The sequence below is a fragment of the Natrinema sp. LN54 genome, assembly GCF_052439245.1.
In the GTDB taxonomy this organism is placed as follows: Archaea; Halobacteriota; Halobacteria; order Halobacteriales; family Natrialbaceae; genus Natrinema; species Natrinema versiforme_A.
This window is the reverse complement of the sequence record NZ_JBQVRP010000001.1, coordinates 974,398-992,046: the sequence shown is the minus strand read 5'-3', so window position 1 is coordinate 992,046 and position 17,649 is coordinate 974,398. Positions and strand designations below refer to the sequence as shown.

Genomic DNA, 17,649 nt, shown 5'->3' with positions numbered 1-17,649 from the left:
GTGCCGGGCAGCGACGCACCACGGGGTAAGAGCTGAACGCATCTAAGCTCGAAACCCACCTGAAAAAGAGATACCACTGAGATCACTCGTAGAAGACGAGATCGATAGACTCGGGATGTACGCACCAAGGCAACGAGGTGTTGAGTCCGCGAGCACTAACCGATCGAGCCACACACTCATACACTACATCGCATTGGATCCGTGACGCGCGAACGGGTCCGGACGCAAACTGGACTACACGTATACTACGGTCGTAGACATACCACCGATTACGGTTTGACGACGGTTCGAGTCCGTCGGTCGGCATTACGGCGGCCACAGCGGCGAGGTGCCTCCCGTACCCATCCCGAACACGGAAGATAAGCTCGCCTGCGTTACGGTTAGTACTGGAGTGGGCGACCCTCTGGGAACCCCGTTTCGCCGCCACCACTCATACTCATACTTTCACCCTCACAGAGCGACTGCTTTGGCAGCCGCTCTGTGGGGGTTTCTGTATTTCTCCCGATCAGTGACAGCAACCACGATTGTGCCGTACCGCTATGCTTAAACGAACGCAGTGTCAACGGTAGGATGCGCCAAGGTGGCAGAGTCCGGCCGAACGCAGCGGCCTGCAGAGCCGCCCACCGCCGGTTCAAATCCGGCCCTTGGCTTAAACTTCTTTACACCTACGCGAATTGTAGGAACTAGTCGTCAGTGGTTGTCAGGAACGGCGACTGGAGCGGATTTTCCAATACCTCCGGGATATTCTGGAAACAGCATCCCACGGTAGCGACGGCTAACGGAAATTTGCCGCGATCAGGTGCCACTCTTATTCCGTCAACTCGAGCGATGTCCCTTCTCAGTATATCCTCGAGCGACCAGCACTCAACGAGGAATTCGAGGGAATCGAGTGGTCGAATCGTACTTACTGAGACGATACTCTTGTGGGTGCCGCAAGACCGCTACACTGCTTGTCAGAGGATATCTATCTCGTAATTATAATAATACAATAATACGATACTACAAACAGCCAGAATATAATTATACCGATAGTGAAAAGTTGGGGACGGATGGTTTCTAGAAGAGTGGTCGTAGTGGGGCTGCTATTCGGGTCGATACTCTCTGCGGGTTTCGTTGGCGGGACTACGTTCGTCGATATCGATGGAGATGGAGAGTCTGCATTGAGTGAAGTTAGAGAGGGCACTGATCCCTCGTCTGTCGACACTGACGAAGATGGCCTTGATGACGGGAAAGAGAAACAGTACGGGACCAACCCAATCAATGCGGATACTGACGGCGATGGGCTAGAGGACGGCCAAGAGGTGAACGAACTCGAGACAAATCCGTCCGATACAGACTCCGATGGAGATGGTCTGAGCGATCCAGCTGAAATCGGAGAATACGAGTCGAACCCGAGAGCAATCGATACGGATGGTGATGGACTCTCAGACGATGACGAAGTATACGACCACGGCACTGACCCGACAGACACCGATACTGATGGGGATGGACTATCCGATCGCGAAGAAGTCGAAGCGTATGGGACGTCGCCGATAGATATCGATACGGACGACGACGGGGTCGGCGACGGTCTCGAGAGGAACGAGTACGGGACTGATCCGACTCGAAATGATACGGACGATGATGGTATCAGTGATGGCGACGAGATAGAGATTTACGAGACTGAGCCAACGAGTACCGATACCGACGGCGACGGACTCGACGATGATGACGAAATCTATACTCTCGAGACTGATCCAACGAACGTCGATACCGATTCGGATGGCGATGGCGTCGACGATGCATCCGAAGTTGATGACTATGAGACGAATCCTTACGATTCGGATTCCGACGACGATGGGCTGACTGACGGAGCGGAAATCATCGAGTACAGGACTGACCCGACTGATGAGGACACGGATGGCGACGGACTTTCTGACGGCAAAGAGGTGAATCGGTCTGATCAATACCCGGGTGCGGATCCGCTTCGAACGGACGTCTTCGTCGAGGTAGACGAAATGGAGGGAACCGAATTACCGAAGCGGGAAACGGCTAAAATCGTACAACAGTTCGAAGACGCACCGATCGATAACCCGGATGGATCGACCGGTATTTCGCTACACGTCGAGTACGACGAGATCGTTCCGTCAGAGCCGCGAACGGAGTGGGACGGTTCGTATGAGGACTATCGGGATCAGTATCGGGATCAGAACGGAACGGGCTACCACTACCTGCTTATCGTTGAGACCGCCGTTCACGATGGAAGAAGCGTCGGTGGCACTGCCGCAAGCGGCTCGAGCGGTGCGATGATGGTCCGCCACTATGAGTGGAGTGATATTACAGGAACGACTGCCATGCATGAGCTGGGTCATTCCCTCGGGCTAGCTGATGTTCACGAGGGAATCGATTCTAGAAGGTATTCGCACCAAGAGTACCCGAGCGTGATGAACTACAACCGGCCTAATAACTACTATGGGTACTCGACTGGTGGGTCTTCGAGGAACGACTTCGATGACTGGAGCTATCTCGAAGAACACCTCGAAACACCACAGATCGAATAACAATATGGCCGGTGACTACTAGTCGAGGTAGCGATTATTTCGGCGGTTTATTTTCCAACTCCTCTCCTCACTCGCTTCGCTCGTGAGACTGCGTTCTTCCGCGCTCAAACCGCGGTCGCTGCTCTGCCGGTTACGAATCGGTTCTCGCAGAAGCGGGGCAGGCGCGATCGTGAACTACGCTGAGACGTTCCTGCTCGCTCGCAGGCTCAGCTCGTCTACTTCAACTCGCTTCGGATCTGCGACCTGCTGCTCACATATTGTTCGCAGCAGGAAAGCGGGCTGGGCGCGATTTGAACACACGATCGGACGTGCTCTCCGTTGTGCGCGATCTCCCTGCGATTCAAATCGCGGTGGTTTTGCCACTCGCGACCTTGCTCGTGGCAAAAGCGGGCCGGGCGCGATTTGAACACGCGACCGTCTGGTTAAAAGCCAGACGCTCTGCCAAACTGAGCTACCGGCCCCGTGGTTTCCCTTTTCGGGGAGTAGCGGTTAAACGTTTCTTTCTCCGCTACGGATGTGTCCCGTTAGTTCGAGACGAGTTCACTCGAGGTACTGCTCGAGCGCCTCGGTGACGAGGTGGCCGGGGTCGACGTCTTCGACGGAGGCGCGACGCCGGAGGTCGCGGTAGGTGTGCGGTGAGAGGGTGAGCTCGAGTCGGCCGAGGGTGATATCGTGCTCGGCGAGCGCCTGATCGATGGATGTCCCGTCGTTGATCGAGCTGGCGACGCTTCGCACGTCGCGGACGGTGAGGTTTCCGTCGAGGGTGGCCCACGCGAGGAGGAGTCGTGCTTCACCGCCGACGCGGGCGATGTGTTTGGCGGCGGTCGGTGCGATCTGGCCGATCGCGACCTGCTTGCGCACCGATCTCGGGAGGTCGTGGACGCGGGCCCACTTGCGGATAAACGAGACGGTGGCGTCGCCACCGGCGCGTTCCGCGGCGGCTTTGTAGGAGCCTTCGCCACGGACGAGCGCGGCGCAGGCGGCCGCGCCGCGGAGCATGTAGAGGTGATCGTCGTTGGTGTTGCCGGCCGCAAACTGGCGGACGGTTTCGGCGGCGTCCGCGAGGCTGTCGGGGTCGTCGGGATCGAACTGGACGGCCTCGCGGGCGCGGGTCCCGGCGACCGATTCGTCGCCCCGGATAACTGGTGCACCGACGGGAGATTCGCGGTCCGTCGGGATCGATCGACCGTTCTCGCCGCGGCGGTGCGAACGATCACCGGGCCGGTTGTCGGTCATGCACCTCGCTACGGGTCTCGCAGTCAAAAAGGTCGTTGCCGTGGCGAAATTCTCGGGTTACTCCTCGCGCTGCTCTGCGAGGTGTTCCCAGATTTCCGTACAGCCGGCCCCTTCCTCGATGTCGTCGAGGTGAGCATCGTCACGCTCTTCGGATTCCTGCTCGACCGGCTCTGGTTTGCATTCGGCTGTATCAGTCATTGCCGGCCTTTCGGACCCCGTCGGCATAAGTATCGCTTCGGCTGCAAACGATACCCGTGCTCTGTCTTATGGGTCGATTATGCCGCTATCTCTGACGGATCGGTTCCGCGAGACGTACGGTTTCTGACGAGGGCATGCCGAATGACGGAGCACGGAACCGATGGCAACTGTTCGAATGGGTCCGTGATCGATAGATATCGACGAGTGAGACGGCGGCGAGACGATCGTCTTTCGAGACAGAACTATCGACCGGGTGGGTGCTCAGTTGACGCTGTACTGAGAGAGCGTTCGACAGGGAACGGCTCTCGAGGTGACAGGGTCCGTTTCAGTCCCTTCGTTCCGAAATCGCTCCTTCGTATCAGTACAGATGAGAGACCAGTAACTGACAATCGAGTCGAGTACCACGAGACGCCGCCACTGCTTGCGTCGCTCAACCGGTTCAATCGCGAATTCCCTCGTCCAACTGCTGTTCGTGCGTTGATTTGTCTCAGGAGTCGATCTCCCCAGAACTTGTTGCGGCAAAAACAGCCGTTACGTGTGGCGCACGATCCGTCGTCATGTCCACCGATTGCCGCGGTCGATCCGAGACGTTCGGCCGGGACGTCTCTGCACTGGTCCCGCTACTGTGTGGTCGAGTAGGTCGTCTGTATTCGCCGGGAGCAGTTCGCGGGTGCGCTCGAGTTCGGTTTCTCCGGTGGCATCTCCAATGTCGGCCAGCATCACGCATCCGGGCAACCGGTTTCGACGGACTCGAGTGCGGTGCGTGCACGGACAGTGACTGTCGGACCCGTCGCGACAACGGCTGCGTCGCTCGCAACAGCCACCAGTATAAGTGAGCGCCGCGAGTGTCGAATCGACATGTCCGATCGACTGATGACGGTCAACGCGTACACGACGTTGGACTACGTCGAGGGGAAGGCGGTAGGCGAGACGTTCGAGTGGGAGTCGGTCGCCGTCGTGAACGCGACCGCCGACCGCGAGGATCCCGACGAGGTTCGCCTCCAGTTCGAGTTCGATAACCTGTCCGAGGAGCACTTGCCCAAGCATATGGAAGAGTTCGAGCTGACGCCGGAACAGGCCCGCGCGCTGGCTGCCGATCTCGAGAAACACGCCGACAGCGTCGAGGACGCGGCGGAGTAGCCGGAGCCGGTTGCGACGGCGGGACCGCTCGTGAAACCTGCCGTCGCAGGCTCCCGTCTTTTTCGCTCGCCCGGTGAACGCTCGAGTGGATACACCATGAGCATGGATACGATTCAGGACCTGTTCGAACACGGCTTGGAGGACATCTATCACGCGGAGCATCAGCTCCTCGACGCGCTCGAGGAACTCGAGTCGAACACCGAGCGCGAGGAAATCGCGCAGGCGTTTTCGGAACACCGCGAGGAAACGGAAGGACAGATCGACCGGCTCGAGGAGGTCTTCGACATGTTCGGCGAGCCGCCGGAGAAAGAGGAGTGTGAGGGTATCGAGGGCTTACTCGAGGAGTACGAGGAGTTCGTGTCGATGGATCCCGACCAGGACGTGATGGACTATCACAACATGGCGGCCGCGGAGAAGACCGAACACTACGAGATCGCCGCCTACGGGAACCTGATCCCGCTCGCGGACCAGCTCGGTATGGACGACGCCGCCGACCTCCTCGAGGAGACCCTCCGGGAGGAGCAAGCCGCCCTCGAGGAGCTGACGGAACTGACCGAGGAGTTCGAGATAGACGCGATCCCGGCCGAGTGATTCGCGTGACTGACGACGGCGATACCGAGGCCGACGACGAGGAGGAACAGACCCAGTACGGCGGCACCGAAGACGAGCAGCCGACGACCGATCTCGACGAGGACGACGGGGACAGCGGAGACGGCGAGACTGACGCGTAGTCTCCCGCTTCGGGTGAGTTGCCGCCGTCTCGAGCCGACACGGTCGCCCGATTTCGACGCCGGCTGCCGAGACGCGTACGGCTTTTACTGTTCGATGCGTTACTGCCGCGTGTGACAAGGCCCGCGCCGGAGGACGGCGAGGAAGTGACGGTCCGACCCGCGGAGCGCGCGGATCTGCTCGCGGTCGTTCGCATCGAGAACGCGTCGTTTTCCCAGCCCTGGCCCTACGACGCGTTCGAGCGGTTCCTCGGCAAGCCGGGATTTCTCGTCGCCGAGTGCGACGGCGAGGTCGCCGGCTACATCGTCGCCGACGTGACCCAGCAGATCGGCCGCGCGCTCGGCCACGTGAAGGATATCGCCGTCCACCCCGACCACCGCGGGGACGGCGTCGGCTCCACGCTCCTGTCCCGATCGATCGGCGTGCTCGCGGCCCACGGCGCGCAGACGGTCAAACTCGAGGTTCGGCGGTCGAACGACGGGGCGAAACGCCTCTACCGGGAGTTCGGGTTCGATCCGCTCCGGCGGGTTCCCGAGTACTACGGCGACGGCGAGGACGCGATCGTGATGATCCGGAAACTCGGCTGACTCGATACCGGTCGGTTGCGGGACGTTTTACCGTTCGCGGTCGTACAGTTCACCTATGGGATACGCCTGTCCGGTCTGTGACGCCGAAGAGGCCGACGCGGTTCACCTCGCGAACCACCTCGCGATCACCGCGTCGCTCGGTCGCGAGGACCACCGCGAGTGGCTCGAGGAGTACGCGCCCGACTGGGGCGAGTGCAGCCCCGAAGAACTCGGAGAACTCGTCAGCCCGCACGCGGACGAAATCGACACGCCGGAGTTCGAGGAGCGCGGCCACGGCCACAGCCACGGTCACGAGCCCGGCCGACCCGATTCGCTCGAGGCGGGCATCTCCCGCCAGAGCCGCCAGCCCGGTCGTGGATCGATGACTGCCGAAGCCGAGAACGTCCTGCAGGAGGCCGCGGAGTTGACCCGCGAGATGCAGGACTCGAGCGAGGGCGAGGCGGCCGACGACTCGGCCTCGAACGGCGACGCTGCGGACGACGCCGGCGACGCTGACGGCGACGCCGACGGGAACGGAAACGCGTAACTGGCCGTCGGCCGACTGTCCGGATATGCACACGGTGGGGACGTTCACCTTCGAATCGGCCGAAGCCGCGCGAGCACAGTACGAGTCGGTCGGCCCCGCGGCCCAGACGGTCGTCCGCGAGGTGGCCAAGGCCATGGAATTCGAGCGCGAGGAGTACGACGAGCGCGTCACCGGCGACGTCGTCGAGACCGCTCGAGACGCCCTGTTCGCGAGCCTGCTCGAGGTCCGCGTCGGGAGCCGCGAGGAGTTCGAGGACTGGCTTGAGAGCTACGATGGTGAGGTGACCAAAACGGGCCACGAGGACGTCGATCACGTCGTCTGGCACGCGGGGCCCGAGGAAACTGCCGTCGCGGCGACCTTCCAGAACGAGGAGGACGCGGCGGTCGCGACGCTTCGGCGGCAGGCGTTCGGACGGCTGTATCGAGAACTGGTGTAGCTCCGTCGCGAGACCCGACCAGAACGAGCGACCGCCATCTATTATCCGCTCGAGCGCCCATTCTCCCACGATGACTGCACCCGACGAGTGGGAGCTACTCGAGGAACGGACCGAGTACGAGACCGGCTGGTACGACGGTGGCTACGACCTGCTCGAACAGCCCGATGGGACGGAGAAACGCTACTACTGGGCGGAGCTGCCGGCCGCGGTCGTCGTGGTGGCGCGGATCGACGGCAGCGTCCTCGCGGACGCGGAGAGCGGTACTGACGCCACTGACGGCGCCGGCGACGCTGGTGCGGGAGAAGATCGGCTCCTGTTCGTCGAACAGTACCGGCCGACGATCCGCGAGACCCAACTCGAGCTCCCCGCGGGGATCGTCGAGGACGGCGAGTCCTACACGCAGGCTGCGACCCGAGAACTCGAGGAGGAGACCGGTTTCCGCCCCACGAGCACCGCACTCCTCCAGGAGTACGCCGTCGCCACCGGCGTCTTGCGCCACGACCGCGCCATCGTCTATGCCGAGGGGCTCGAGCCGGGCGAACGGGAACTCGATTCCAACGAGTTCCTCGAGGTGACGACGGTGCCGGTCGGCGAGGCGCTCGACCGGGTTCGCGAACAATCGACGAACGACGCGACGCTGTCGGGGCTGCTATTAGCGAAAGAAGACGGACTGGTTTAAATAGCGACGCGGTCGACCGGTTTCCCGTCTCCGAGACTGGATCCTGCTCTAGAACTGGGTCCGGTGATCGGTCCGACTGCTCCGTCGGTCTCTGCCGATGAGGACATACAGTAGGAGGCCAAGCAAACCCCCGAAGAATACGACGAGCGTCCAGAGTACTGCACTCTGAGGACTGTTCGTCTGCGCATCGCTGTAGACCCATATCAGCGCGGCGATCTGGATGACGAAAAACACCAAACCGACGAAGAGAATGAAGCCACCGGCGGCGGCTTGCATCGGAACGAGGGCAGTTTCCGGAATCATTACCGCAGCTATACTATAGCCCAGCTATATGTTTTTCGTTCTGACTAGAGTGCCACGATCAGACGAGCTGCAACGGCTCGCAGTCGAACCCCAGCGGAGTCGCCCAGGTCGAACCCCTGTTCTTATTCGAGTCGACACCCAATCGCACAGTAATGGACGGCGAAATCACCACCGACGAGGTCAAGGAACTCCTCGAGGACGATGCCGACGTTCGCATCGTCGATATCCGCGACGAGCGGAATTTCAAACACAGTCACATCCCCGGCAGCGAAAACATCCCCTTCCACGAACTCACGGATCGCGTCGACGAACTCGAGGACGACGAGCACATCGTCACCGTCTGTCCCCACGGCAAGGCGAGCGTGCAGGCCGCACAGCTCATCGGGTCCTACGACGGGACCGCGGACGCGCGGGTCGAGAGCATGGAGGGCGGCCTCGATAAGTACGGCATGAAGTTCGGACTCGTCCGCGAGGAGGACGACGAAGAGGAGCCGGCCGAACGCGAATCGCCGTTCTAACCGGTCGCTCTCGGAGACGGTAACGCGACTGGGCGGTATGCGGGTGAAAAAACGGCGGCGTTCTATGACGCGGTCGTGGGTTCGGAAGTCGTCTCAGAGCATCGCGGGCATCAGGCGACGTTGAAGCCGCGGTCCCGAAGGAACTCTTCGATGCGGCCGGTGTGGTTCCCTTGAAGTTCGATCTGGTCGTCCTCGACCGTCCCACCGCAGGCGAACTTGGACTTGAGATCCGACGACAGACTGTCGAGATCGACATCCTTCGGGTCGAATCCTTCGACGATCGTTACCTCTTTCCCGTATCTGCGCTCGTCAATGCGGATGTTGAGTTGCTGTTGGCCCTTCGCCACGTCCTCGCAGACGCAGAGTTCCTGGGGCAGCCCGCACGTCGAGCAGACTTCCGACATTACGTTCGTAGCTATGAAACGGGCATATTAAACACTATCGGGACCCGCATGCCCTCGCGTGGTTCTTTTTGAGTGCGGGGGCAGATTTACCGGTCAACCGCGGCCGTTGAACGAACTCGAGTCCCCGTTGACCGAACCCGGCTCGGCTCTCGCGGAAAGCGGCGTCATCGGAGCCGACCGACTATCGGCAGCCGACTCCGGGCGAGGTCGTCGACGATCTCGATCGCCTCGTCGGCCTCCGCCCGGCTCACGCCGTCGCCGTAGACCGCCCGTTCGTAGGACTCGAGCACCTGCTCGACCCGCAGATCGAGCGGGCCCGCGCTCTCGGTCTCGGTCTCGTCCTCGGACGCCGTCGAGAGCGCGGTCAGGTAGGCCCGCGCGGACTCCGACCGACGGCGCGGTCGGTACTCCCGCGCGAGGAGTCGCTCGAGGCGACGGAAGGCGCGCTCGGCGTCGTGGTCGGGTTCGGCGCGGAACCCGTGCCAGTAGATCCCGACGCCGCGGCGGAGCCGCGTCGCCGCGCCGGTTCGACGCGCGCCCGCGGCGAGACCGATGAGGAGGACGAGCCCGATCGCGCCCGTCTCGCGGACGAGCGCGACGAGGCGCTCGCCGAGTGATGTGCCCTCCGAGGCGTCACCGTCGACTCGATCACCGGGATCGTCCGGGGGATCCGTTCCGTTGTCCGGGTCGTCAGGCCCAGTCCCGTTGTTCGGATCAGTTTCCGGATCCGTTCCGTTGTCCGTGTTCGGATCCGACGGCGAGCCGTTCGGATCGGACGGGTCGGACTCGGGCGGCTCGGCGGGGTCGTCTTCGTCGTCATCGATCGGAACGTCCTCACTTTCCTCGGTGTCCGCCGCCTCGTTGCCGTTCGCGCGGGCTTCCTCGAGTCGGTCGGTGTGGACGTCGGCGCGGGAGCCGCCGGGGGTCGGATCGAACCGGACCCAGCCGTGGTCGGGGAAGTAGACCTCGACCCACGAGTGGGCGTCGAGCCCGCGGACGACGTACTCGTCGTCGTCGACCTGCTGGCCGCTCGTGTAGCCGGTGACGTAGCGGGCCGGGACCCCCTCCTCGCGGAGCATCTGCGTCATCGTCGTCGCGAAGTAGACGCAGTAGCCCTCGTCCATCTCGAGCAGGAACCCTTCGGCGACGTTACCGGCGGGCTGGGTGACCTCGAGCGAGTAGTCCTTCGACGAGCGGAGATGGCTCTCGATCGCGGCCGCCTTCTCGTAGGGATTGTCCGCCTCCGCCGTGATCTCGGCGGTGCGCTCGCGGAACTCGCTCGAGGTGTCTTCGGGCGTCTGGAGGTGGCGGTCGGTGACTTCCTCGGGGTAGTTCGTCCCCGCGGCCCGGAGCGCGGCCGGGTCGGCGTCGATCTTCGCGCTCTCGACGGTGTAGCTCTCGCCCGCCTCGAGCGGCGTTTCGGGCCGCGGCTGGCCGTGTCTGGAGACGGTGGTTTCCCGGGTCACGTCGCCGCCGAGAGAGAGCGGCTGGGGCGAGACGGGCATGATTCCCAGTTCCGTTTCGGCGGTGACGGTCTGCTCGACCGTCTCGTAGTTCCCCGGCGGCGATGCGAGCCGGCCGTCGTAGCGGCTGCTCTGACCGGTCCGGACCCACTCGTCGCCGGTAAAGCGGTCGTAGACTCCGGTCCGCCAGTAGGACCGCTGATCGGACTCGACGGTGAACCGAACCTCCGGCGAGAGGTCGACCTGCCCGGAGATTCCCGACCGCTGGGGCGAGGAATCGATCGTCGCCTCGAGGGAGCCGGCTTCGCCCTGGACGAGGTGGGTCGGCCCGCTCGGCTCGCCGGGGACGATCGTCACCGACAGCGAGAGGGCGACGATCACCGCGAACAGCACGGCGAGCAGGTCTGCCTGTGCGATCGAGCCGCCGCGGCGCTCGAGTTCGCCGAAGGCGACGGCCCCGACGGCCGCGAGGGTACCGGTCAGGGTGACGAGCGTGCCCGCGTCGCCGGTCAGGACGAGAAAGCCCAGCGCGATCCCGCCGGGGACGACGCCGAGTTCGTACCGGCCTCGCACGGCGAGATACCACGAGAGGAAGACGGGTGCGGGCGCGAAGCCGAGCGTCCAGATGCCCGCCTGTACCATCCGGAGCAGCGGAAGGCCGGTCGCGAGCGCGACGGTGTCCGAAACGAGCGCGTCGGTCGCCGTGAAGACGACGCCGAGCTCGACGCCGGCCGACGTGAGGTAGTAGGCGAAGCCGAACCCGGCTCCGACCAGCGCGAGGAGACCCGCCGTCCGGGGACGGATCAACCGCGCGAGTCCCGTCGCCGCGAGGAGCATGACGCCGACGAGGGCGAGCAGCGACTGACTCCCGCCGACGACCCGCGTTATGTCGTACAGGACGCTGACGTACGATCCCGTCAGGACCAGTACGCAGCCGAGCGCGAGGAGGCGGACGGCGTCGGAGCCGATCGGCTCGTCCGTATCGATCGAGAGCGTTCGATCCCCGGCGTGACTGGACGAGTCCGTACTCATGCGGTTACCCCCTGTCCGCCGGTCTCGCGGTCACTTTGGCCGTCGCGTTCGGTTCGTTTCCGATCGTCGCCTCGCTCGTCCCCGCTTTCCCGCCCGCAGAGCCGATCGAAGGGGATCTCGTGCCTGTCGACGACGACCGTCGTCCCGTCGTCGTCGGTTCGGACCAGTACGTCCGCGTCCCCGCGGGTCCGCTCGCCGAGTTCGCCGGGCCCGGCGACGGCCAGTAACTGGAGTAGATCGCGGTGGTGGTCCCGGCCCGATCCCGGCGGCCGCGTGCCGCCGGGGACGGTGATCCCGACCGTCGCGCCCTGCTCGAGCAGGTACGTCGCGACGGTGGCGGCGGCCGACGCCATCTCGTCGTCGCGGTCGGTGAGACAGTCGGCGGCGATCGTGACGGCGCCGCCCTCCTCGTCGTCCGCGTACTCCGTGACGACGAGGTCGTCGTCCGGGCGCTTGGCCGCGGACTTCCAGTGGACGTCCCGCAGCGGATCCCCGCGGCGGTACTCCCGAAGGTGATCGAACTCCTCGTGATCGCGCCGGTCCGCGACGCCGGCCAGCGCCTGGATGTCCGCAGCGGAGCCGCCGGCCAACTGCCGGACTCGCGGGTAGACGAGAACGGGCGTCGTCGCCTCGTACGCGAACCGTCGCTCGACGAGCCCGACGACGTCACTGACGGTGATCGAGAGCGGGCCGACTCGGCGCTCGCCCCGCGCCTCGAGTCGCACGTCGTAGGAAACCGTCTCCTCGCCCTCGAGGGTCGTTTCCGCGAGCGGCTCCGTCGCCGCCGAGAGGCCGTCGCCGACGGTATCGCGGACGGTCGCGGCGGTCGCGCCGTCGGTCTCGATCGCGACCTCGACCGGGCGCTCCTCGCGGATGAATCCCTCCTCGACGGGCCGGCGGGTGACGCGCGGCCGGTCGGCGCGACCGATCGTGACCAGCCCGGCGAGTAACATGACGACCAGCGGGACGACGATGGCGTTCAACGCTCGCGGGCCGGACTGCCAGCTCAGCACGACGGCCCCGCACACCACGACGACGACGGTCCACCCGCGGAGCGTGAGTCTCATTCGACGGGCACGCGCTCGAGTGCGTCCTCGACGACCGCGGTGCCGTCCCGGTCGTGACCGTTCGTCTTGATCCGGTGGGCCATCACCACGGGCGCTTCCGCCCGTATATCGTCCGGAATCGCGTAGTCCCGGCCGTTCGTGACCGCGCGGGCCTGGGCCGCCCGGAGGAGCGATATCGTCCCGCGGGGGCTCACGCCGATGTGGGCGTTCTCGCGGGTGTAGGCCACGAGCCGCGTCGCGTACTCCCGGACCGGCTCTGCGACCTGTACCGTCGACACCGTCTCGCGGGCGGCGACGAGGGTCTCGCGGTCGGTCACCGCCTCGAGGGATTCGATCGGGTGGTCGCCGACCGTACGGCCGAGCAGTTCGGCCTCCTCGTCGGGGTCGGGGTAGCCGAGGTGGAGTTTCTTCATGAAGCGGTCGAGTTCGGCGAACGGCAGGTCGTAGGTACGGTTCGGCTCGACGGCGTTTTGGGTCGCAATGACGATAAAGGGCGTCGGGAGTTCGCGCGTCGTGCCGTCGGTCGTGACCTGTCCTTCCTCCATGGCCTCGAGCAGGGAGCTCTGGGTCTTCGGCGGCGCGCGGTTGATCTCGTCGCCGAGGACGATGTTGCCGAAGACGGGGCCGGACTGGAACTCGAACTCGCGGGTCTTCTGGTTGAAGACGTTCACGCCGGTGACGTCGCTGGGGAGGAGGTCGGGCGTGAACTGGACGCGGCTGAACGTGCAGTCGACAGAGGTAGCGATCGAGCGCGCGAGCATCGTCTTGCCGACGCCGGGCACGTCGTCGAGGAGGACGTGGCCGCGCCCGAGGACGGCGGTGATGACGTGTTCGATCACGTCATCGTGGCCGACGATGACGCGGGACACGTTCGCCTCGATTTCGGCACACAACTGCTCGACCGTCGAAACCGGACGCGAGTCGTCGTCTTCCGCCGGTTCGACGCTCCGCTCCGGTGTCGGATTGGCGTCAGTCATCGTCTCGAGGAAGTCTGCGGGGCCCAGGCGAGCTATCCATTACTACGACATCCGGGGCTCCGGAACATATGTTTTGTGTCATTCGAATTACCCGTGACTCGAGACGTGTGTCGATTCCGCCTCCGGCGAGTCGAGACGCGGCTGGCGATCAACTGTCGGCTCGAGTCAGTTGCGCGGTCCCATCGACAGCGCCGCCGCTCAGAACGTAGCAATTAGAAAACGATACCCCCGATTGGACCGGCCTAGAGCCGCTCGACGTTCGTCGCGCGTGGACCCTTCTCGGCCTCCTCGATGTCGAACTCGAGTTCCTGACCCTCCTCTAGGTCAGGACCGCCGATGTCCTCCATGTGGAAGAACACGTCCTCGTCCGCGTCGTCAGTCTCGATGAATCCATAGCCGCCAGTGTCGTTGAAGAAGTCGACCGTACCTTTCGCCATTGCATCTGCATAGAACCACGACGGAGATATAAAGCTTCGGGAGGAGACTCGCAAGCACCGCCCCGCGAAGTCACCTGTTACCGCTGTCAGTCACTGATTACCACGATTTGCAGTCGGGACAGACCGGACCGGTCCCCTCGCCGTCGGCGCGCCACGCGCGCTCGGTCGGCGAGTCACACCGACTGCAGGTGTAGTCGCCCCACGCGTACGTCCAGCGGGCCGCGCCGCTCGTCCCTGTTTCCGCACTCGAATCTGCCGCTTCGGCGGGATCGGCGGCGGATTCCTCTCCCTCTCGTGATGCTTCCGTTGTCTCGTCGTCGCCGACAGCAGAATCGAAATCGGAGAGCGTCGCGTCGTCGGTCACGGAAAACGGTACGACGGGGACCGGCTTAATCCCACCTCATTCGGGACCGGCACGGCCAAGTAGCACCGGTAACAACCCCCGAACATGGACACCGTCACACCGCTGAACGTCATCGTGGACAACCTCACCGAAATGACCAGCCTCTTCAGCGACGTCGCGATGGGCGCGGGCCTCGCGCCGCTGCTGATCCTGATGGGCACGCTCCTCGTCGTCTTCTCGATGGGCGTCTTCGGCGTCCTCACCCTCGGTGCGGTCGCGGACCTCTTCACCGCGAACTAACCCTTCCGTTCTCGGTCAGTCGTTTTCGACCGCACGATCGAGCGCGTCGCTCGCTCGCTCTACCGCGTCCTCGAGGTCCGGACCCAGCGGCGAGCCGACGACGATTCCGTCGACGTGCTCGAGCGCCGCGGCGAACCGGTCCGCGACGGTCTCCGTCGTCCCCGCGATACAGAAGGCGTCGATCATCGCGGGCGTGACGCGGTCGAAGGCCTCGGGCAGATCACCGCGCTCGAGGGCCTCGCTCACCGCGCTCGCCGCCTCTCGGTCGATATCGTGGCGCTCGAGGACCGGCTCGGCGGCCCCGCCGACGATGAACGCGACGGGCGGTCGAGCCGCCTCGCGCGCGTCGCTCTCGTCGGCGGCGACGCTGACGCTCGCGAAGGCCAGCGACTCGAACGCGCCGCGTTCTTCTGGGCGCTCTGCAAGCCCCTGCTCGAGTTGGCCCGCCGCCCACTCGAGGTCCCGCGGATGCGCGGCGTTTACCAGCACGCCGTCGGCGTGTTTCGCGCTCATCCGGAGCATGTGCGGTCCCTGCGCGCCGACGTAGACCGGAATGTCCGCTGATGCCGGCTCGAGGTTGAGCGCCGCGTCCCGCGCGGTGAAAGTGCCTTCGTGGGTGACCGTCTCGCCGGCCCAAAGGTCCCGGGCGAGGTCGAACGTCTCGAGGACGCGCCGGAGCGGGCTGTCGCGTTCGACCCCGAGGTTCGACAGCGAGGAGCGGTCGCCCGCGCCGACGCCGAAGACCCCGCGCCCGTCGCTGATCTCGTCGATCGTCGCCGTCTGAGCGGCCAGTTTCACGGGATGGGTCTCGTAGGGGTTGACGACGCCCGGACCGAGCCGGATCGCTTCGGTGGCGTCGGCCATCCGCGAGAGCACCACGAACGGGTCCCGATTGAAGTAGTGGCTGCTCGCGAACGTGACGTCGAACTCCTCGTCCTCCGCGAGCGCGGCCAGATCGGCCACCCGATCGGGCGGGTGCTCGGGCGTGAGTTCGATACCTCGTGTCGGTCCGTTCCCCCCTCGATCCGGTGTCTTATCGCACATTATCCCTCGAACCTCCACTCCCGCAGCGCCTGTCGAACCATATCGTCCTCGACGGCCCGGAAGAGTTCGTCGCTGCCCTCGTGGTCTCCGAACTCCCAGTCCCGGACGACCACGGCGGGCGTCCCGCCGGCCCCCTCGCCGGTGACGAGGTTCGCGGCGGCGGCGAGTTCGTCGATCACGGATTGGACGGTCACACCGAGTTCGTGGCCGTCCCGGTCCTCCTCGCCGCGCCAGTCTCGGCTTGCGGGCATCCCCGCCCAGCCGATCGCGACACCGGTCTGGCCGTGCCGGAACGGTCGGCCGCAGGTGTCGGTGACGACGACCGCTACGTCTTCGACGCCGCGTTCCTCGAGTCCCGATCGAATTCGCTCGGCGCTTTCGTCCGGCCGCTTCGGCAGGAGCAAGAGGTCGTGATCCGGCACGTTCGACCGGTCGATCCCCGCGTTCGGGCAGATGTGTCCGAATCGGGTCTCGGCCAGCAGGAACGGGCAGTCGATCAGCAGTTCCGCGCTCTCCTCGATGATCGCCTGCGCGAACCGCGGGTCCTTCTCCTCGTCGGTGACCTCGGCGATCCGGTCGGCGATCTCCCGTGCGCGGCCGCTGACCGGGTAGTCCTCGAGGTCTGCTGTGCGGCCTTCGGCCTTCGAGACCACGGTGCTCGCGACCGTGAGCACGTCGCCGGGTTCCAGCTCGGCCCGATCCGCGACGAGGGCGGCGATGTCGTCGCCGGGGCGGATCTCGGGCAGGTCCGCCACGCCGTTGAGTTCCATACCGGTGGGTGGGGGACCGGCGTCAAAAGGGCACCGTCACCGGAGAATGGAACCATCGATAGCCGACGGATCCGCGCACCGGCTTCTCTCGTGGCCGCGAGACGGGACAATAGCTACAAACGGGGAAAACAGACATAGTTCCCAAACTCGAAAACGGACGTATGCCGATCGATATCGATACCTTCGAACGGGAGACGGAGTTCGAATCCGAGCGGACCCACGCGGAGCGCGTTCTCTCCTTCCTGCTTTCGAACGACGAACAGGCGTTCAAGCGACGGGAGATCGCCGATTCGACGGGTATCGATCCGAACACGGTCAGCGCGGTACTGAGCCGTCTCAAGGAGCGAAACTTGGTTCGGCACAAGCCGCCGTACTGGGCTGCCGGCGACCCACAGCGCATTCGTTCTGCCACCGATCTGAGCCGGAGCCTCGAGTCGCTCGACGAACGGCTCGGGTCGGAGGATATGGACGCGTGGCGCGATGCCGGAGCCGACGCTCGCCATCCGAGCGAACGAGAGGTCGACGAGTCATGAAATACGAGCGCGGGGACGTCGTCGAAGCCGGTGATCCGTTCAACGAAGAGAAGCCGAGTCGCCCGTTCGCGATCGTCAATACGACCGCGCATCCGTTCGATGGCGAACAGTATATCGCAGTCACGCTCACGACACGGACGTGGTACGAGGAGACGGTTCCGGTAAACGAGAACGACTTTCTCGACGGCGGACTCCCGAAACGGAGCTACCTCGTTCCGTGGGGTGTCGTCTCACTGTCTCACGACGACATCCTCGACTGGTTCGGTCGAATAGCGAGCCCGCCGATAGACGAGACGATCGATCAACTCAATAGCTATCTCCGGGACTGAGGGGATCGATTCAGCGAAACGCCGCTAACGCTCTTCCAGTAGCGGCCGCGGTACGCCC

Annotated in this window: 23 protein-coding genes, 2 tRNA genes and 2 rRNA genes; 15 read left to right on the top strand and 12 right to left on the bottom strand. The window is 64.3% G+C overall.

What is annotated here, in order from left to right:
• The 4 genes from ACT4ML_RS05055 to ACT4ML_RS05040 form a co-directional block, all read left to right on the top strand.
• Window positions 1-179, top strand: a 23S ribosomal RNA gene (locus ACT4ML_RS05055); the annotation flags it as partial.
• Between the two features lie 128 nt (window positions 180-307).
• Window positions 308-429 (top strand): 5S ribosomal RNA (gene rrf / locus ACT4ML_RS05050).
• Window positions 430-574: 145 nt separating this feature from the next.
• Window positions 575-650, top strand: a tRNA-Cys gene (locus ACT4ML_RS05045).
• 399 nt (window positions 651-1,049) lie between these two features.
• Window positions 1,050-2,540: a hypothetical protein gene (locus ACT4ML_RS05040; RefSeq protein ID WP_444719868.1), complete on the top strand. Its 1,491-nt coding sequence runs from the start codon at window positions 1,050-1,052 to the stop codon at window positions 2,538-2,540.
• A 387-nt stretch (window positions 2,541-2,927) separates the two neighbouring features.
• Here the strand turns inward: ACT4ML_RS05040 and ACT4ML_RS05035 are convergent.
• The 3 genes from ACT4ML_RS05035 to ACT4ML_RS05025 form a co-directional block, all read right to left on the bottom strand.
• A tRNA-Lys gene (locus tag ACT4ML_RS05035) sits at window positions 2,928-3,001 on the bottom strand.
• Window positions 3,002-3,080: 79 nt separating this feature from the next.
• Window positions 3,081-3,776: a DUF7119 family protein gene (locus ACT4ML_RS05030; protein WP_444719867.1), complete on the bottom strand. Its 696-nt coding sequence runs from the start codon at window positions 3,774-3,776 to the stop codon at window positions 3,081-3,083.
• Between the two features lie 57 nt (window positions 3,777-3,833).
• Window positions 3,834-3,974, bottom strand: coding sequence for a hypothetical protein (locus ACT4ML_RS05025; RefSeq protein WP_006430304.1), 141 nt, complete (start codon window positions 3,972-3,974; stop codon window positions 3,834-3,836).
• A gap of 858 nt (window positions 3,975-4,832) precedes the next feature.
• Here ACT4ML_RS05025 and ACT4ML_RS05020 point away from each other — a divergent pair.
• The 7 genes from ACT4ML_RS05020 (at window position 4,833) to ACT4ML_RS04990 (ending at window position 8,071) form a co-directional block, all read left to right on the top strand.
• Window positions 4,833-5,114, top strand: coding sequence for a DUF6360 family protein (locus tag ACT4ML_RS05020; protein ID WP_444719866.1), 282 nt, complete (start codon window positions 4,833-4,835; stop codon window positions 5,112-5,114).
• Window positions 5,115-5,210: 96 nt separating this feature from the next.
• Window positions 5,211-5,705, top strand: a complete 495-nt coding sequence (locus tag ACT4ML_RS05015; RefSeq protein ID WP_444719865.1) for a ferritin-like domain-containing protein — start codon at window positions 5,211-5,213, stop codon at window positions 5,703-5,705.
• A 5-nt stretch (window positions 5,706-5,710) separates the two neighbouring features.
• A complete protein-coding gene (locus ACT4ML_RS05010) occupies window positions 5,711-5,845 on the top strand; it encodes a hypothetical protein (RefSeq protein ID WP_444719864.1) in 135 nt (44 codons plus the stop codon).
• 111 nt (window positions 5,846-5,956) lie between these two features.
• Window positions 5,957-6,430 carry a ribosomal protein S18-alanine N-acetyltransferase gene (gene rimI, locus ACT4ML_RS05005; protein WP_138243575.1) on the top strand — a complete coding sequence of 158 codons (474 nt, stop codon included), beginning with the start codon at window positions 5,957-5,959 and terminating at the stop codon, window positions 6,428-6,430.
• Between the two features lie 55 nt (window positions 6,431-6,485).
• A complete protein-coding gene (locus ACT4ML_RS05000; protein ID WP_444719863.1) occupies window positions 6,486-6,956 on the top strand; it encodes a DUF5810 domain-containing protein in 471 nt (156 codons plus the stop codon).
• Between the two features lie 25 nt (window positions 6,957-6,981).
• Window positions 6,982-7,392, top strand: coding sequence for a DUF5809 family protein (locus tag ACT4ML_RS04995; RefSeq protein ID WP_444719862.1), 411 nt, complete (start codon window positions 6,982-6,984; stop codon window positions 7,390-7,392).
• 70 nt (window positions 7,393-7,462) lie between these two features.
• Window positions 7,463-8,071 carry an NUDIX hydrolase gene (locus ACT4ML_RS04990; protein ID WP_444719861.1) on the top strand — a complete coding sequence of 203 codons (609 nt, stop codon included), beginning with the start codon at window positions 7,463-7,465 and terminating at the stop codon, window positions 8,069-8,071.
• A gap of 48 nt (window positions 8,072-8,119) precedes the next feature.
• Here the strand turns inward: ACT4ML_RS04990 and ACT4ML_RS04985 are convergent, their stop codons facing one another.
• A complete protein-coding gene (locus ACT4ML_RS04985; protein ID WP_444719860.1) occupies window positions 8,120-8,374 on the bottom strand; it encodes a PLDc N-terminal domain-containing protein in 255 nt (84 codons plus the stop codon).
• Between the two features lie 152 nt (window positions 8,375-8,526).
• Here ACT4ML_RS04985 and ACT4ML_RS04980 point away from each other — a divergent pair, with 152 nt between their 5' ends.
• Window positions 8,527-8,892, top strand: coding sequence for a rhodanese-like domain-containing protein (locus ACT4ML_RS04980; protein ID WP_138243580.1), 366 nt, complete (start codon window positions 8,527-8,529; stop codon window positions 8,890-8,892).
• Window positions 8,893-9,002: 110 nt separating this feature from the next.
• On the opposite strand, the gene yciH is transcribed toward ACT4ML_RS04980, so the two are convergent.
• The 6 genes from yciH to ACT4ML_RS04950 all read right to left on the bottom strand — a co-directional run bounded on the left by yciH (window position 9,003) and on the right by ACT4ML_RS04950 (window position 14,636).
• Complete coding sequence (gene yciH / locus ACT4ML_RS04975) at window positions 9,003-9,296, bottom strand: stress response translation initiation inhibitor YciH (protein WP_006183677.1); 294 nt, start codon at window positions 9,294-9,296, stop codon at window positions 9,003-9,005.
• A gap of 164 nt (window positions 9,297-9,460) precedes the next feature.
• Window positions 9,461-11,791 carry a transglutaminaseTgpA domain-containing protein gene (locus ACT4ML_RS04970; protein ID WP_444719859.1) on the bottom strand — a complete coding sequence of 777 codons (2,331 nt, stop codon included), beginning with the start codon at window positions 11,789-11,791 and terminating at the stop codon, window positions 9,461-9,463.
• Window positions 11,788-12,858, bottom strand: a complete 1,071-nt coding sequence (locus tag ACT4ML_RS04965; RefSeq protein ID WP_444719858.1) for a DUF58 domain-containing protein — start codon at window positions 12,856-12,858, stop codon at window positions 11,788-11,790. The genes ACT4ML_RS04970 and ACT4ML_RS04965 overlap by 4 nt, the downstream gene beginning before the upstream one ends.
• A complete protein-coding gene (locus ACT4ML_RS04960; protein ID WP_444719857.1) occupies window positions 12,855-13,835 on the bottom strand; it encodes an AAA family ATPase in 981 nt (326 codons plus the stop codon). Before ACT4ML_RS04960 ends, ACT4ML_RS04965 begins: the two co-directional genes overlap by 4 nt.
• 242 nt (window positions 13,836-14,077) lie before the next feature.
• Window positions 14,078-14,272: a cold-shock protein gene (locus ACT4ML_RS04955; RefSeq protein WP_006180449.1), complete on the bottom strand. Its 195-nt coding sequence runs from the start codon at window positions 14,270-14,272 to the stop codon at window positions 14,078-14,080.
• A gap of 97 nt (window positions 14,273-14,369) precedes the next feature.
• Window positions 14,370-14,636 carry a DUF7573 domain-containing protein gene (locus tag ACT4ML_RS04950; protein WP_444719856.1) on the bottom strand — a complete coding sequence of 89 codons (267 nt, stop codon included), beginning with the start codon at window positions 14,634-14,636 and terminating at the stop codon, window positions 14,370-14,372.
• An 84-nt stretch (window positions 14,637-14,720) separates the two neighbouring features.
• On the opposite strand from ACT4ML_RS04950, the gene ACT4ML_RS04945 reads away from it, so the two are divergent.
• A complete protein-coding gene (locus ACT4ML_RS04945; protein ID WP_138243585.1) occupies window positions 14,721-14,915 on the top strand; it encodes a hypothetical protein in 195 nt (64 codons plus the stop codon).
• A 15-nt stretch (window positions 14,916-14,930) separates the two neighbouring features.
• On the opposite strand, the gene ACT4ML_RS04940 is transcribed toward ACT4ML_RS04945, so the two are convergent.
• Complete coding sequence (locus ACT4ML_RS04940; protein WP_444719855.1) at window positions 14,931-15,959, bottom strand: 5,10-methylenetetrahydromethanopterin reductase; 1,029 nt, start codon at window positions 15,957-15,959, stop codon at window positions 14,931-14,933.
• On the bottom strand, window positions 15,959-16,729 hold the full coding sequence (locus tag ACT4ML_RS04935) for a coenzyme F420-0:L-glutamate ligase (RefSeq protein ID WP_444719854.1): 771 nt from the start codon (window positions 16,727-16,729) through the stop codon (window positions 15,959-15,961). The genes ACT4ML_RS04940 and ACT4ML_RS04935 overlap by 1 nt, the downstream gene beginning before the upstream one ends.
• Before the next feature lie 161 nt (window positions 16,730-16,890).
• On the opposite strand from ACT4ML_RS04935, the gene ACT4ML_RS04930 reads away from it, so the two are divergent.
• Complete coding sequence (locus ACT4ML_RS04930) at window positions 16,891-17,262, top strand: helix-turn-helix domain-containing protein (protein WP_444719853.1); 372 nt, start codon at window positions 16,891-16,893, stop codon at window positions 17,260-17,262.
• Window positions 17,259-17,591: a type II toxin-antitoxin system PemK/MazF family toxin gene (locus ACT4ML_RS04925; protein ID WP_444719852.1), complete on the top strand. Its 333-nt coding sequence runs from the start codon at window positions 17,259-17,261 to the stop codon at window positions 17,589-17,591. The genes ACT4ML_RS04930 and ACT4ML_RS04925 overlap by 4 nt, the downstream gene beginning before the upstream one ends.
• The last annotated feature ends 58 nt before the right edge of the window (window positions 17,592-17,649 follow it).